The 15397-nt window shown below is 62.1% G+C and carries 12 protein-coding genes; 8 read left to right on the forward strand and 4 right to left on the reverse strand.

All coding sequences use genetic code 11. The features are described 5' to 3' along the window. The first annotated feature begins 163 nt into the window (after nt 1–163). The 8 genes from AC54XV_RS00680 (at nt 164) to AC54XV_RS00715 (ending at nt 10778) form a co-directional block, all read left to right on the forward strand. Nucleotides 164–988, forward strand: coding sequence for an energy transducer TonB (locus AC54XV_RS00680; RefSeq protein WP_011266216.1), 825 nt, complete (start codon nt 164–166; stop codon nt 986–988). 74 nt (nt 989–1062) lie between these two features. Continuing rightward, nucleotides 1063–1749, forward strand: a complete 687-nt coding sequence (locus tag AC54XV_RS00685) for a MotA/TolQ/ExbB proton channel family protein (protein ID WP_032607544.1) — start codon at nt 1063–1065, stop codon at nt 1747–1749. Continuing rightward, the gene (locus AC54XV_RS00690) at nt 1749–2150 is read left to right on the forward strand and encodes an ExbD/TolR family protein (protein ID WP_002555939.1); all 402 of its coding nucleotides are present in this window, start codon (nt 1749–1751) and stop codon (nt 2148–2150) included. The genes AC54XV_RS00685 and AC54XV_RS00690 overlap by 1 nt, the downstream gene beginning before the upstream one ends. 99 nt (nt 2151–2249) lie before the next feature. Next, nucleotides 2250–5075 carry a TonB-dependent receptor gene (locus AC54XV_RS00695; protein WP_496717612.1) on the forward strand — a complete coding sequence of 942 codons (2826 nt, stop codon included), beginning with the start codon at nt 2250–2252 and terminating at the stop codon, nt 5073–5075. 143 nt (nt 5076–5218) lie between these two features. Further along, nucleotides 5219–7102, forward strand: coding sequence for an extracellular solute-binding protein (locus AC54XV_RS00700; protein WP_440830552.1), 1884 nt, complete (start codon nt 5219–5221; stop codon nt 7100–7102). A 1-nt stretch (nt 7103) separates the two neighbouring features. Then, entirely contained in the window at nt 7104–8171 is a 1068-nt protein-coding gene (locus AC54XV_RS00705) for a microcin C ABC transporter permease YejB (protein ID WP_003413943.1), read from the forward strand. Beyond that, a complete protein-coding gene (locus AC54XV_RS00710) occupies nt 8171–9193 on the forward strand; it encodes an ABC transporter permease (protein WP_003437297.1) in 1023 nt (340 codons plus the stop codon). Before AC54XV_RS00705 ends, AC54XV_RS00710 begins: the two co-directional genes overlap by 1 nt. A gap of 1 nt (nt 9194) precedes the next feature. Next, nucleotides 9195–10778 (forward strand): ABC transporter ATP-binding protein, encoded by a 1584-nt coding sequence (locus AC54XV_RS00715; protein ID WP_116892201.1) that lies wholly within the window; start codon nt 9195–9197, stop codon nt 10776–10778. Between the two features lie 9 nt (nt 10779–10787). On the opposite strand, the gene AC54XV_RS00720 is transcribed toward AC54XV_RS00715, so the two are convergent. From AC54XV_RS00720 to gabT, 4 genes are all read right to left on the reverse strand, one after another. Continuing rightward, the gene (locus AC54XV_RS00720; protein WP_181007048.1) at nt 10788–12284 is read right to left on the reverse strand and encodes a methyl-accepting chemotaxis protein; all 1497 of its coding nucleotides are present in this window, start codon (nt 12282–12284) and stop codon (nt 10788–10790) included. Between the two features lie 342 nt (nt 12285–12626). Then, complete coding sequence (locus AC54XV_RS00725) at nt 12627–13115, reverse strand: Lrp/AsnC family transcriptional regulator (RefSeq protein ID WP_002555947.1); 489 nt, start codon at nt 13113–13115, stop codon at nt 12627–12629. A gap of 47 nt (nt 13116–13162) precedes the next feature. Then, complete coding sequence (locus AC54XV_RS00730) at nt 13163–13819, reverse strand: HAD family hydrolase (protein WP_058398407.1); 657 nt, start codon at nt 13817–13819, stop codon at nt 13163–13165. An 81-nt stretch (nt 13820–13900) separates the two neighbouring features. Beyond that, a complete protein-coding gene (gene gabT, locus AC54XV_RS00735) occupies nt 13901–15205 on the reverse strand; it encodes a 4-aminobutyrate--2-oxoglutarate transaminase (RefSeq protein WP_060400336.1) in 1305 nt (434 codons plus the stop codon). Between the last annotated feature and the right edge of the window lie 192 nt (nt 15206–15397).

The raw sequence follows: 15397 nt of genomic DNA on the forward strand, positions 1-15397 counted from the left end.
GCCAGTGCCCTGATTAAAGAAGTCTTTTGACCGTTTGAGTTCGCCGTGTGCGCACCCACCGCGTTGCCCTGCCCATCCACAATGTGCAGGTCTTCATCAATCGAACAGTGACCCATTGTTCGAGCGGAATCTTATTGCCCTTTAACTACCCGAGGGAGCGTTAATGAATGATGCGGTCATAATGAAAGCGGTCCCCTCTCCCTCGCCCGATGACACTTCGACGGCGTGGCAGGGTATTCCTTTCAGCGCCAATACGTCACGCCCGGGCGGCCTTAACAAGCCGCAAGTAATGGTGTTGATTGCTGCGTCGGTACTTATTCATGGTGTGATCTGGTGGTACATGCAAACGGCCCAGCCAGACGTGCCGGAAGTTGCGCCACAAGTTCCGGAAATGACCATTGAACTGACCAGTCCGACACCACCCGCACCGGAACCGCCGCCGCCCGAGCCACCACCTCCGCCGCCGCCTCCACCGCCTCCCCCCGAACCGGAACAACCGGTCGAGGACCCGGACGCGGTCGAACCGCCGCCCAAACCGGTGGAAAAACCCAAGGTCGAGAAGCCCAAGCCGGTCAAGAAAGTCGAACCGGTGAAAAAGCCTACGCCGCCTGCGCCAACGCCTGCCGCCGCACCCAGCCCGCCCGCGCCGCCAACACCTGCGCCCGCGCCGCCGGCACCTGCTGCGCCACCGGCTCCGGTCAAGGAAAGCGCTGCGGTATCCGGGCTCGCCAGCCTGGGCAATCCACCGCCGGAATACCCGGGGCTGGCCTTGCGACGCAGTTGGGAAGGTCGCGTGATTCTGCGCATCAAGGTGCTGCCCAATGGCCGCGCCGGGGCTGTCGAGGTGACCAAATCCAGCGGCAAACCGGTACTGGACGAAGCGGCCGTGGAGGCTGTGCGCAACTGGAAGTTCATACCGGCCAAACGCGGTGACACGCCGATAGAAGGCTTCGCGACGCAGACCATCGACTTCAAGTTGCCGGAATGATCCGGCGCATGACAACCGACTATTCAATTATCAAAGCTGGTGAGGTTTAAACCATGAACGCATCGCTCTCTTCCATGATCGTCCCCGCCGTGCTCTGGGCACTGATTCTGTTTTCCGTATTGAGTTGGGCACTGTTGCTGATCAAGTCGGCGCAGTACGTCCGCCAGAAGTCCCAGAACAAGCAATTCACCAAAGCCTTCTGGAGCGCACCGGACCTGCTCACTGCGGCCGAGCACTCCGCGCAATACCCCGGCGCGCTGGCGCGTATTGCCAACAGCGGCTTCGAAGCCATGTCGGTCGATGAGTCGCCGCGTACCACGCAACAATTGGCGCACACCATCAACCGCTCGGACCGTCTGGAGCGCAACCTGCGCCAGCAGATACAGAAAGAGCGTCGCGCGCTGGAAAGTGGCCAGGCGATTCTCGCCAGTATCGGCAGCACCGCGCCCTTCATCGGCCTGTTCGGTACGGTCTGGGGGATCATGGAAGCGCTGCAAAGCATCGGCGTGACCGGCTCGGCCAGCCTCGAAGCGGTCGCCGGCCCCATCGGTCACGCGCTGGTCGCCACCGGTGTGGGTATCGCCGTCGCCGTGCCGGCAGTGCTGATCTACAACTTCTTCCTGCGCCGCCTCAAGCTCGCCGTGGCCGACATGGATGACTTCGCCCACGACTTCGACGCCCTCGCCCAGCGCAGCGCCTTTGCCGTCACACGCCAGCCCATCGCCAGCAAGAATGGTCATGCCGTTCGGGAGGCCAGCTAATGTCTTTCTCCACTCAGGACAGCGATGAAGTGCTCAGCGAAATGAACGTCACGCCGCTGGTCGACGTGATGCTCGTGCTGCTGGTGGTGTTCATCGTCACCACGCCGCTGATGACCAACGCGATCAAGGTCAACCTGCCCAAGACCGACGCGGTCGCCCCCGCCGAGAAGAAAAACCCGGTGGTGGTCAGCGTCGATCAGGACGGCAAGTTCTACCTCGCCAAATCGGAAATCGCCCCCGAACTGCTGGAAAAAAGCCTGCAGGACGAGAAAGCCAAGGACCCGGAAATCCGCGTCCAGTTGCAGGCCGACACCGCCGTGAATTATGGCCAGGTGGCCAAGGCCATGGCCTCCATCGAACGTTCCGGCATTACGAAGATATCCGTCATGACAGCGAAATGACGCTCGACTGACCGGGTGGCTTCGCCTCGCGAAGCCGTCTGACCCGACCCCCGTGAATGCGGTTGTCCGTGGGCTGAAAAGCCCCTGGAGGGGAGCGGCTTGCTGGAAAAAGAAGAAGTGGAACTCCCGCTCGGCACAACCGCGTCGGGAACAGAGGGCTCACAAGGCCATTTCAATAATGTCTGGATCAAGTCGGAACTAACCATGCTGATGAATCTTCCCGGTTGCACCCTCAAACCACTGGCCCTCGCGGTCCGGCGTCATCCACGTGCCCTGCTCTGCGCATTGGCCATGGGCATGAGCGGTGCCCAGGCGGCAGACGCCGTCGATGCGGACACCAGCGGCTCGGCCGTGTCCACCAGTGCAGCGGTTGTGCCTGCCACGACCCAGCTGCAACGCGTCGAAGTGACCGGTTCGGCGATCCGCCGGGTCGATGCCGAAACCGCCGTGCCGATTACCATCCTGCGCGCCGATGACCTGAAGAAACAGGGCGTGACCACCACCCAGGAAATGGTCCAGCGCATCACCGGCAGCCAGTCGATCCAGAACAGTGCGGGCTCGATCGGCGCCAGCACCGGCGGCGCCTCGTTCGCCGACATGCGCGGCATCGGTGCGAACAAGACGCTGGTGCTGCTCAATGGTCGTCGTCTGGCCAACAACGCGATTTCCGGTGTAGGCACACCCAACGGCAGTGCCATCGACCTGAACATGATTCCGTTCGCCGCCATCGACCGCGTGGAAGTGCTGCGTGATGGTGCCTCGGCGCTGTACGGCACCGACGCCATTGGCGGCGTGATCAACTTCATCACCAAAAAATCCCTGACTGACGGCACCCTGACCCTCGGCGGCGAGACGCCGACTGCCAGTGGCGGCGGTGCGACCAAGGACATGAGTGCCAGCTGGGGCTTCGGTGATCTGGAAGAAGACCGCTTCAACGTCATGGGCGTGGTCAACTACAACAAGCAGCAGAATCTGGACGCCAACGATCGCTCGTTCACCCGGGATTACCAGCCGGGACGCGGGCTCAATCAGACTTCCGGTACGGCCTACCCGGCCAACTATTATCAGGGCGACAATTCCGCTAACCCGCTCGGCAGAAACTGCAGCGGTCCTAACCTGATTGCCAGCAACGGCATCTGCCGGTTCAGCACCCGCGAATACATCGACCTGATCCCGCAGACCGAGAAAACCTCATTCTTCGGCAAGGCCACCGGCAAGCTGGCCGACGATCACAACGTCAGCCTCGAATACTTCTGGGCCCGCAACAACAACCACACCGGCATCGGTCCGGCACCGTTGACCGGTCTGTCGCTGGACTCCTCATCGCCCTTCTACCCCGGCAACGGCATTACCCCGGCACCGACCGATTTCACCCTCGACCCGACGCAACCGGTCAGCACCGCATGGCGCGAAACGGCAGCGGGCGCACGAGGCTCAAGTGACCAGAACACCAGCCAGCGCTTTCTGCTGAATTTCGACGGGCTTGTGGGCGGCTGGGACTATAACGTCGGCGCTTCGTACAACCAGAACAAGGTGCTGTCCTCAGTGACCAGCGGTTTTGTCAGCGACTCGGCGATGCTGAACGGCCTTGCCAATGGCGTCCTCAACCCGTTCGGCCCGCAAACGGCACAAGGGCAGGCGCTGATCGATGCCAGCGAATACCACGGTCAGTACTCCAGCGCTGTGGGGCGTGTGGCCGGGCTGGATGCGCGCATCAGCCGGGAAATCGGCGACTGGTTCGGCGCGGGCCCGTCCGGTCTGGCGCTCGGCGGCGAATACCGCAAAGAGAAGATGCATCAGGACTTCGACCCCTTCGTCAACGACATCAGCAGCCTGGGTCTGGACGCAGCCGGCAGCGTAGAAGGCGACCGCAGTGTCAAAGCCGAATACGCCGAACTGAACGTTCCTGTACTGGACAGCCTGGAGCTGACCGCTGCTGTTCGTCACGATAAATACAGCGACTTCGGCAGCACCACCAACCCGAAATATTCGTTCCGTTACCAGCCGTTCAAGCAACTGGTGGTGCGTGGTGCCTACAGTGAAGGCTTCCGTGCGCCGTCGCTGTATGAACTCTATGCGCCGCGCAGCCTGAGCTACACCCAGGGCTACTACAACGACCCGGTACTCTGTGCCGGTGGCACCGTGCAACCCGGCGGTAACGCGGGTCGCGATTGCGCGCAGCAGTTCCTCAACAACAGTGGCGGCAACACCGAGCTGGCCCCGGAAAAAGCCCGCAACATGACCCTGGGCTTCGTCTATCAGCCGGTCAACAACCTGTCGATGGGCCTGGATTTCTGGTGGATTCATATCTCCAACCAGATTCAGTCGTTCCCCGAGTCGACCGTGTTCGATGACCCGAATACCTACGCCGACCGCTACGTGCGCGCTGCCGATGGTTCAATCGCCAACATCGTCACCGGCAACGCCAACCTGGGCATCGTCAAGACCAGCGGTGTCGACGTAACCCTCGACTATCGCTTCCCGAACACGCCTTACGGCCAGTTCGGTCTGGGCATGACCGGCACCTACGTTACCCGGTATGACTTCCAGAACATCATCGACGGCCCATACACCGACAAGGTCGGCGACTTCCAGGGCGACGGGGTGATTTCGCGCTGGAAACACGTGCTGACCGGTACCTGGGCACTGGGCGATACCCGCGCCTCCATCACCAACCGCTTCACCAGCGGCTACAACGACTACGACCGCACCACCAATGCGCGGGTCGCGTCGTATGCACTGTGGGACATGTCGGTGGGTCGTACCTTCGACAAGGTGCTGGATATCGATGCCGGTGTGCGCAATATGTTCGACCGCAACCCGCCGTTCTCCAACCAGGCCTACAACTTCCAGTCCGGCTACGACCCTCGCTACGCCGACCCGCTGGGCCGCACCCTGTTCGCCCGCGCGACTTACCACTTCTGAGTGTGACGACGTGGCCCATACACGCTCCGTGGGCCACGTCAGATTGCGAGCTCGCCCCCTCCGGCCCAGGTTCATCCGCCTTCCCCGGCCGGGGGCTTTTTCGCAGTGTTCCTTCATTCAGTGCGTACGAGGAAAGCCCCACCATGTCGCGTCTTAACCGTTTTCTGCGGCGCCTGCTTCTGGGTGTTGCGCTGTGCAGTGGCTGGCAGACAGTGCTGGCGACGCCGACCCACGCCTTGACCGTCTATGGCGAGGCGGCGAAATACCCGGCCGGCTTCCAGCACTTCGATTACGTCAACCCGAACGCCCCCAAGGGTGGTTCGCTGACCCGGTCGGCGGAAGAAATCGGCCAGTTCAATTACCTCAATCCCTACGTCGATCAGGGCATCAATGTGCGCGAGGTCGACAGCTGGGTGTACTCGCCACTGGCCTATCGCTCGCTGGATGAGCCGTACACGGTGTATGGCCTGATCGCGGAAAAGATGGAGATGGACCCCGACGGTCTGTGGATTCGTTTTTTCCTCAACCCCAAGGCGCGTTTCGAGGACGGCAAGCCCGTCACCGCCGAAGACGTGCGCTACACCTTCGAGCTGATGACCACCAAGGGCAGCTTCAGCTATCGACCGATGTTCGCCGACGTCAAAGAGGTGACCATCGAAGGCCCGCTGCAGATTCGCTTCGACTTCAAGAACAACCTCAACCGCATGCTGGCGCTGGACATTGCCAGCCTGCACATCCTCCCCGAACACTGGTGGAGGACCCGCGACTTCGCCAACGGCGGCGGTTTCGAGCCGCCGCTGGGCAACGGGCCGTACCGGGTCGCCAGGGTCGACGCTGGACGCAGCGTCACCTTCGAACGGGTCAAGGACTGGTGGGGCAAGGACCTGCCGGTCAGCCGTGGCCTGTACAACTTCGACACGCTCACCGTGAATTACTACGGCGACACCGAAATCGCTCGCCAGCTGCTGCAGGCCGGGACGTTCGACTACAACCGCGAGTTCTCCTCTTCCGGCTTCGTGGTCGGCTACAGCGGCCCGGCAATTGACGACGGGCGTCTGCAAAAGCGCATCCTCGCAACGCAGCGTCCGGTCGCCGCGCAGGGCTTTGTGTTCAATCTGGACAAGCCCATGTTCAAGGACCGCCGCGTGCGCGAGGCGCTGTCTTTGCTGTGGGATTTCGACTGGATCAATCGCCGGGTCATGCGCAATTTCTACGTGCGCGAACAAAGCTACTTCCCGAAAAGCGACATGGCCGCCACCGAGCTGCCGACCCCGGCCGAGCTGAAGATCCTCGAGCCCTTGCGCGGCCAGGTGCCGGACGAGGTGTTCAGCAAGGTCTACCAGCCACCGAAAACCGACGGCAGCGGTTACATCCGTGACAAGCAGTTGCAGGCCCTCAAGCTGCTGGCCGAGGCCGGCTGGCACCCGAAGGACAACAAGCTGGTCAACGCTGCGGGCGAGCCGATGGTGTTCAGTTTTCTCGATGGTCAGGGCGGCTTCGACCGGCTGATTCTGCCCTTCAAGCGCACGCTGGCGCAGATCGGCATCACCCTGGATTTCCTGCGCATCGATTCGGCTCAGTACATCAACCGGCTCAACGCGCGGGACTACGACATGATCGTGGTCAGCCTGCCGAAAAACGGTAATCCGATCATCTCCCCCGGCCGTGAGCTGTACAACCTGTACGGCTCGCAAAGCGCCACCGAAGTGGGCAGCTCCAACGCCATGGTGCTGCGCAATCCCGCGGTGGACACGCTGATTGACGGGCTGGTCAGCGCCAATACGCGCAACGACATGGTGCTCTACGCGCGGGCGCTGGATCGGGTCCTGCAATGGGGTTACTACATGATCCCCAACTACTACTCCAAGGGCACGCCGCTGGTGTTCGCCAACCGTTTCGGCATGCCCGACGTGGCACCGATCTATGACGTGGGCCTGGAAACCTGGTGGCAGATCAGCCCGACGCCGCTGACCAACGCTCAGGCCACTGCGCTGACCGGCAAGCCTGCCGCCGCCAAGGAGTACTGAGATGCTGGCTTATGTGATTCGACGCCTGCTGCTGATCATTCCCACGCTGCTGGCCATTCTGATCGTCAACTTCCTGATCGTGCAGGCCGCCCCCGGCGGCCCGGTCGAGCAGGCCATTGCGCGCATTCAGGGCTTCAGCCCCAACGGTGTGGGCGGCGGCGGGGGCGAAGTGGCTGCCTCCGGCACTGCGAGCCGCAGCACCCGCGGGCTGGACCCGGCGCTGATCGAGCAGATCAAGCAACACTACGGTTTCGACAAGCCGATGCACGAGCGGCTATGGCTGATGCTCAAGAACTACGCGCAACTGGACTTCGGCACCAGCTTCTTCCGCGGCGCGCCAGTCACCGAACTGATCGCGCAAAAGCTTCCGGTGTCGCTGTCCCTCGGGCTCTGGGCGACGCTGATCACGTACCTGATTTCCATCCCGCTGGGCATTCGCAAGGCGGTGCGGCATGGCAGCGCGTTCGATGTCTGGAGCAGCACGCTGGTGATCATCGGTTACGCCACGCCCGCGTTTCTGTTCGCCATCCTGCTGATCGTGGTGTTCGCCGGGGGCAGTTACCTGAGCTGGTTTCCGGCGCAGGGGCTGTTCTCGGACAACTTCGACAGCCTGAGCACCTGGGGCAAGGTGAAGGACTACCTGTGGCACTTGGTGCTGCCGGTCAGTTCGCTGGTGATCGGCGGGTTCGCCACGCTGACCATCCTCACCAAGAACAGCTTTCTCAACGAGATCAGCCGCCAGTACGTGGTCACGGCGCGCGCCAAGGGCCTGACCGAGCATCGCGTGCTGTACGGCCATGTGTTTCGCAACGCCATGTTGCTGGTCATCGCCGGTATTCCACAGGCCTTGATCGAAGTGTTTTTCGCCGGCTCGTTGCTGATCGAAACCATCTTCGGCCTCGATGGTTTGGGGCGTATGAGTTACGAAGCGGCGGTGTCGCGCGACTACCCGATTGTGTTCGGCACGCTGTTTCTGTTCACGCTGTTCGGCCTGCTGATCAAGCTGATCGGTGACCTGTGTTACACGCTGGTCGACCCACGCATCGACTTTTCCGCGAGGAGCGCCTGATGTTCGAGTTCTCTCCCCAGACCCGGCGCCGCTTCGACCTGTTCAAGGCCAACCGTCGCGGTTGGTGGTCGCTGTGGATCTTCATCGGCCTGCTGCTGGTGTGCCTGTGCGGCGAACTGATCGCCAACGACAAGCCGCTGCTGATCCGCTACGACGGGCAGTTGTATTACCCGGTGTTGCACACCTACATGGAAACCGATTTCGGCGGCGAGCTACCCTTCGAGCCGGACTATGCCAGCGACTACGTGCGCAAGCTGATCGCGGCGAAAAACGGCTGGATGCTGTTCGCGCCGATCCCGTTCAGCTACGACACCATCAACTACGACCTGGACGCGCCATCGCCTAGCCCGCCGGACCACATCAATTGGCTGGGCACCGACGAGCAGGCCCGTGATGTGCTGGCGCGTGTGCTGTTCGGCGCGCGGATTTCCATTCTGTTCGCGCTGCTGCTGACCGCGATCAGCACCGTGATCGGCGTGTGTGCCGGGGCGATTCAGGGTTACTACGGCGGCATGACCGACCTGATCGGCCAGCGCATTCAGGAGATCTGGTCGGGGCTGCCGGTGCTGTACCTGCTGATCATTCTGTCCGGCTTTGTATCGCCCAGTTTCTGGTGGCTGCTGGGGATCATGGCGCTGTTCTCCTGGCTGTCGCTGGTGGACGTGGTACGTGCCGAGTTCCTGCGCGGGCGCAACCTGGAATACGTCAAGGCCGCCCGCGCACTGGGCCTGACCGATGCTGCGCTGATGTGGCGGCACATCCTGCCCAACGCGATGACCAGCACCCTGACCTATCTGCCGTTCATCATCACCGGCGCCATCGCCACCCTCACTGCGCTGGATTTTCTCGGCTTCGGCATGCCGGCGGGCAGTGCGTCGCTGGGCGAGCTGATCGGCGAGGCCAAGCGCAATCTGCAAGCGCCCTGGCTGGGGCTGACGGCGTTCGTGGTGCTGGCCCTGATTCTTTCTCTGCTGGTGTTCATCGGCGAAGCCTGCCGCGACGCGTTCGATCCTCGGAGCTGACATGCAAGACAACCTGATTGAAATTCGCGACCTGCGGGTCGCCTTCAACGGCCACGAAGTGGTGCATGGCGTCAGCCTCGACATCCGCCGTGGCGAGTGCCTGGCGCTGGTGGGCGAATCCGGCTCGGGCAAGTCGGTCACGGCGCATTCGATTCTGCGTCTGTTGCCGGCGAAAACCGTCAGCACCCAGGGCTCGATTCGTTACGACGGGCTGGATTTGGTGACTGCCAGCGACAAGCAGTTGCGCAGCCTGCGCGGCAACCGGGTGGCGATGATTTTTCAGGAGCCCATGAGTTCGCTGAACCCGCTGCACACGGTCGAAAAACAGATCGGCGAAATCCTCGTGACCCACAAGGGCCTCAAGGGCAAGGCCGCGCTGAGCCGCACCCTGGAGCTGCTGGAACTGGTCGGCATTCGTAATCCGCTGTCACGTCTCAAGGCGTATCCGCATCAACTGTCGGGCGGGCAACGGCAGCGCATCATGATTGCCATGGCGTTGGCCAACGAGCCGGATCTGCTGATCGCCGACGAGCCGACCACCGCGCTGGATGTGACCGTGCAGGTGAAGATTCTGGAGTTGCTCAAGTCCCTGCAGCAGCGGCTGAACATGTCGCTGCTGCTGATCAGCCACGACCTCAATCTGGTGCGGCGCATCGCCCAGCGGGTCTGCGTGATGCGTGAGGGCGAGATCGTCGAGCAGGCCGATTGCCAGACCCTGTTCGACAGCCCGCAACACCCGTACAGCCGTCTGCTGATCAATGCCGAGCCGGATGGTGAACCGGTGCCGTCCACGCACAGCAACACGCTGCTGTCGGTGCAGGACCTGAAGGTCTGGTTCCCGCTGGGCAAGGCCTGGTTCAAGCGTGAGCCGCAGTACGTGAAAGCGGTGGACGGGGTGAGTTTCGAGCTGCTCAAGGGCAAGACCCTGGGCATTGTCGGCGAGTCGGGTTCGGGGAAATCGACCCTGGGCCAGGCGATTTTGCGCCTGGTCGATTCAGAAGGCAGCATCCGCTTCGGCACCAAGGAGCTGAGCCTGCACAGCCAGCACCTGATGCGCCCGTTGCGCCGCCAGTTGCAGGTGGTGTTTCAGGACCCGTTCGGCAGCCTCAGCCCGCGCATGACCGTGGAGCAGATCATTGCCGAGGGCCTGGTGACGCACAACATCGGTACGCCGAAAGAGCGTGAACAGACGGTGATCCGCGTGTTGCAGGAAGTCGGCCTGGACCCGGCCACCCGGCATCGTTACCCGCACGAGTTTTCCGGCGGTCAGCGCCAGCGTGTTTCCATCGCACGGGCACTGGTCCTTGAACCGGACCTGATCCTGCTCGACGAGCCGACCTCGGCGCTCGACCGGACCGTGCAAAAGCAGATCGTCGCCCTGCTGCGCGACCTGCAAATCCGGCATGGCCTGACGTACCTGTTCATCAGCCATGACCTGGCGGTGGTTCACGCCCTGGCCCATGACCTGATCGTGATCAAGGACGGCAAGGTGGTCGAGCAGGGCCCGTCCCGCGAGATCTTCGCCGCACCGCAGCAGGCCTACACTCAGGAACTGCTGCGTTCGTCGGGGCTGGTGTTTGCCTGAACGCGAAAACTACGCGTGAAAGCTCTTGCCCAGCGCTTCCAGGCGAATGGCCAGTGGCGACAGGCTCTGGCTGCTGGTCGCCAGCACACCGATATTGGCGGCGGTGTGTTCGGCGATGGTCTGCACCGAGCGCAACTGATCGGCCATTTCCCGGCTGACGGCGGACTGCTGTTCGGTCGTCGTGGCAATCAGGCCGTTGAGCTGGGTGATATGGCCGATGCCTTCGCCGACGGCGCGCAGGGATTGCGAAGCCCGCTGGCTGTCCTCGACACAACGCCCGACACCCTGCAGGCTGTCGCTCATGGCCGTAGCGGCCTGACGGCTGCCTTTTTGCAGGTCTTCGATGATGGTCTGGATTTCCTTGGTCGAGGCTGCTGTGCGCTGCGCCAGGTTGCGTACCTCATCGGCCACCACCGCAAAGCCTCGGCCCTGCTCACCGGCGCGGGCGGCTTCGATTGCGGCGTTGAGGGCCAGCAGGTTGGTCTGCTCGGCAATGCTGCCGATCACGTCCAGCACCTTGCCGATCTGTTCTGACTGGTTGGCCAGAGCCTGCACGGTTTCATCGGTGGTCGTGATGCGCGCGGCAAGCTGGGTGATTTCGCTCTGCGCACGGTCGACACTGTCGCGCCCATGAGCGACCTGATCACTGGCGTCACCGGCCCGCTGCACGGCTTGCGCGACGTGGCTGGAGATATCGTTCATGGCATCGCCCATGCGCTGCATCGCGCCGGTCATGCGCGCGATTTCACTAAGCTGATGCTGTGCACCGGTTTCCAGCGTACCGCTGGCCTTGGCGAGGTCATGACCCAGCTCGCCAAGCCCGCGAGTGTCACGCACTACGCCATCGACCAGACCGGTGATCTGCGCCAGGAACTGCTCGAAACGCTGCGCCAGAGAGACATGTTTGCCCGACTGCTGGCTGGACTGGCTATCGGTAGAGAACTGGTTGGTGGTGGCCAGCATGCGATCGAGCATGTCCTGATTCTCGACCGCCTCGGCCTGATTCTGCACCGCCAGGTACACCAGAATCGCGCTTTCAACCACCACATACACCGCATGCACAAGCACCATGCTCCAGCCGAAGCCGTGGTGCATGACGTACACCGGGAAGCCGGAATGCTGCAGGGCATGAAAACCGATGTGGTGGAGGGCGATGGTGACGGCAGCGACCAGAATCGGCAGCCAGTCGCGGTAGAAGGTCAGCACAGCGAGGAGGACAAAGATGCCGAAATGTATCTCGACCTGCCCGTGGGTCTGATTGATGTGCAGCGCGGTCATGACCATCAGGCCTACACCGAAACAGCAACGCATCAATCGGGTGCCGCCGATGGCCCGATACAGCCCGGTCAGCACCACCGCGGTGCCACCACCGACGACGACGGCCTGGGTGAAGGTGTCGAACCAGAACGCCAACCCGAGCGCGTAGATGAACAACAGCCAGATCAGACCCAGCATGATCCGGTCGGCCTTGCGGTAATGGTCCAGGAAACGAGGGGCTACGGGCATCGAACACATCCTTTTGAAATCCATGGCGACAGGAGCTCCTGCCGGTTTTCAAATCTGCACGAGCAAAAGCCCGGCCAAAGTGCCGTCCGGATAGTAGCGCTATGCCAGAATTTCAGACATACCTATTCTTTGCCGGCACTCAGGGCTGCGTATGCGGTGCGGCGCAGATCTGTGACGCGGAGCGTCACGCAAGGCATTCCCACGCTGGAGCGTGAGGAACGATAGCCGGCAGGTAGATCGCGGAACGGGTGGCGCGTGAGGTGTCCGGGCGAACGCTATCGTGCCCATGCTCCGCGTGGGCATGCCGTTCTGGACGCTCTGCGTCCTCTCCGGGCTAGAGCTTCAGTGGCGCAACAGTTTGCGCAGCGGCACGCCGTCTTTCATGACCGGGGATTTGATGACGATGTAGCTGAAGTACTTGGAGATGCCGATGTTCTTGTCCAACAGCTCTTCGATCACTTCCTGATAATGCTGAATGCTGCGGGTCATGAAGCGCACCAGGTAATCGTAGCCGCCGCTGATCAGGTGGCATTCCAGCACTTCGTCGACGTGGCGGATATTGGCTTCGAATTTGGCGAAGTCTTCGCGCTTGTGGTCGCTGAGGGAGATTTCCGTGAACACGGTGACCGATTCGGTGATCTTGGCCAGATTAAGGTGCGCCTTGTAGCTGGAAATGTAACCTGCCGACTCCAGGCGTTTGACGCGTTGCAGGCAAGGGCTCGCGGAAAGTCCGACGGCATCGGCCAGGCTGACGTTGGTCATGCGCCCGTCTTTCTGGAGTTCTACCAAAATATTGATATCAATCCGATCCAGTTTGACCAAGCCTTCCATTACCTACCTCATGTATTGCCATTCACGGTGCCTACCTTCTAGCAAAATCAGCGCCGTAAAGACAGCTGATGCTGAGCGACCAGATCAGCCATGCTGTTGATACAGATATCCGCCGTGCAGGGCTGGCTGTGCTGTTCCCGACCACGCCGGATCAGGCACAACCCACCGCTCGCCAGCGCCGAGGCCGGGGGGCGGGAGACAAACAGGGTTTCGCGCGGCTCCAGATCCATATCGGCAAGCCAGCCCGTGTCGTCCAGCGGGTGGGTGGTCAGTGACAGCAGGCTGTCGGGCTCCAGCCCCAGTCGCTCGCACAGAAGGCCGCGATCCTGCATGTCGCGGTCGGCATACACCAGCAATCGATAGAACTTGCGCAGGTAGAGCATCGCACCGGGCGCATCTTCGAACAGCGTCCAGTTCGGCACGGAGCGGGCGAAGGTCATGCCCTCTTCCCAACTGGCCTTGATGCCCAGGCGTTCGGCCAGCTGGCGGTGCGCGAAGCACAGCAGGCCGCTGAAGCCCAGTTCGTCAAAGCGTGGGTACAAGGTGCGGACCACGTCATTGAATTCGATCAGCACCTGGTCTTTCGCCGGCGTGCTCAGGCTGTTGTCCAGCAATGGCTGCAACGCCGACCAGACCCCCGAATCACGGTCCACCAGCACTTCATCACAATCGATCAGCAGTGCGCGGTAATCAATAAGCCCCATGGCAGGCAACGTCTCCATTCAACAATGATTCCCGGCGCGGGTGATCGCAGCGTCTCGCGACAGCTGCGACCACGCTTGCGCTCAGCTGGACTTCAATACTCGTGCCAACGCCGCGTCGAGAATGCCCAGCGCTTCATCGATCTGCTGCTCGGTAGTCACCAACGGAGCCAGGAAGCGCAGGACGTTGCGGTACACGCCGCACTTGATCACCAGCAAGCCGCCAAGACGCGCCTGATCGATCACCTTCTGGTTGAGATCAGCGTCCGGACTGCGTGCCGCGTCATTCTTGACCATCTCCATCGCGAGCATGAAACCGGTGCCGCGCACGTCGCCGATGCAGCTGTAACGTTCCTTGAGCTTGAGCAGACCGGCGCGCAGTTGGTTGCCCAACTGTTCGCCACGTGCCAGCAGGTTTTCCTGCTCATAGGTGTCGATCACTGCCAGTGCCGCGGCGCAGGACAGCGCATTACCGCCGTAGGTGCCGCCCAGGCCGCCCGGAAGCGGTGCGTCCATGATCTCGGCACGCCCGACCACGCCCGACAGCGGCATGCCGCCCGCGAGGCTCTTGGCCACGGTCACCAGATCAGGCTGGATGCCCGAATGCTCGAAGCCGAACCATTTGCCGGTACGCCCGAAACCGGACTGGATTTCATCGGCAATCAGCACGATGCCGTGTTGTTCGGTGAGGGCACGCAAGGCCTTCATGAACTCGACCGGCGCAGTCAGGAAGCCGCCGTCGCCCTGCATCGGCTCGATCAGGATCGCCGCCACGCGCTCCGGGGCAACCTGGGTCGCCAGCAGTTCATGCAGCGCCGCCAGCGCGACTTCGCTGGTCACGCCGCGATACTCGTTCGGGTACGGGGTGTGGAACACCTCAGGCGCCATGGGGCCGAAATTCTGTTTGTACGGCTGGCTCATGCCGGTCAGCGTGGTGCCAAGCAGCGTACGGCCATGAAAGCCGCCACGGAACGAGATGATTGCCGGGCGATTGGTGTGGGCGCGGGCGATTTTCACCGCGTTTTCGACCGCTTCGGCGCCGGAAGTGAAAAGCACCGCCTTGTGATCGATGCCGCTCTGCCCCGCAATGAGATGGCTCAGGCGTTTGGCCAGATCCAGATAGGGCTGATAGGACGCCACCTGAAAGCAGGCGTGGGTGACTTTGGTCAGTTGCGCCTGAATCGCCGCGACCACGTTCGGGTGGTTATGGCCGATGTTCAACACGCCGATACCGCCGACGAAATCCAGATAGCGTTTGCCATCGACGTCCCACAGTTCAGAACCCTGCGCGCGGTCGATGACCAGCGGGTGAGCCGTGACAATCCCGCGCGGCACGAATTGATCGCGCTGGCGGAGCAGATGAGGGGTTTCGTCGACTTTGCTGTTCATGGTTATACCTGTCGTGGGCCAGGCAGCCGGCGGGGTGGCTGCGATGCTGTTCAGGTTAAGCGTTCAGCGAAATGATCTACGCCGAACTTGCCCCCTCAGATGTCCATATCGACTGTTTTTCGCCTTGCAAACGGCAGATTCCTTCATGCCCGCACATCACCATGCAATCTGCCGGACAGCCGCGCTTTTCGG

It is taken from the genome of Pseudomonas fragariae (ex Marin et al. 2024) (assembly GCF_059621105.1).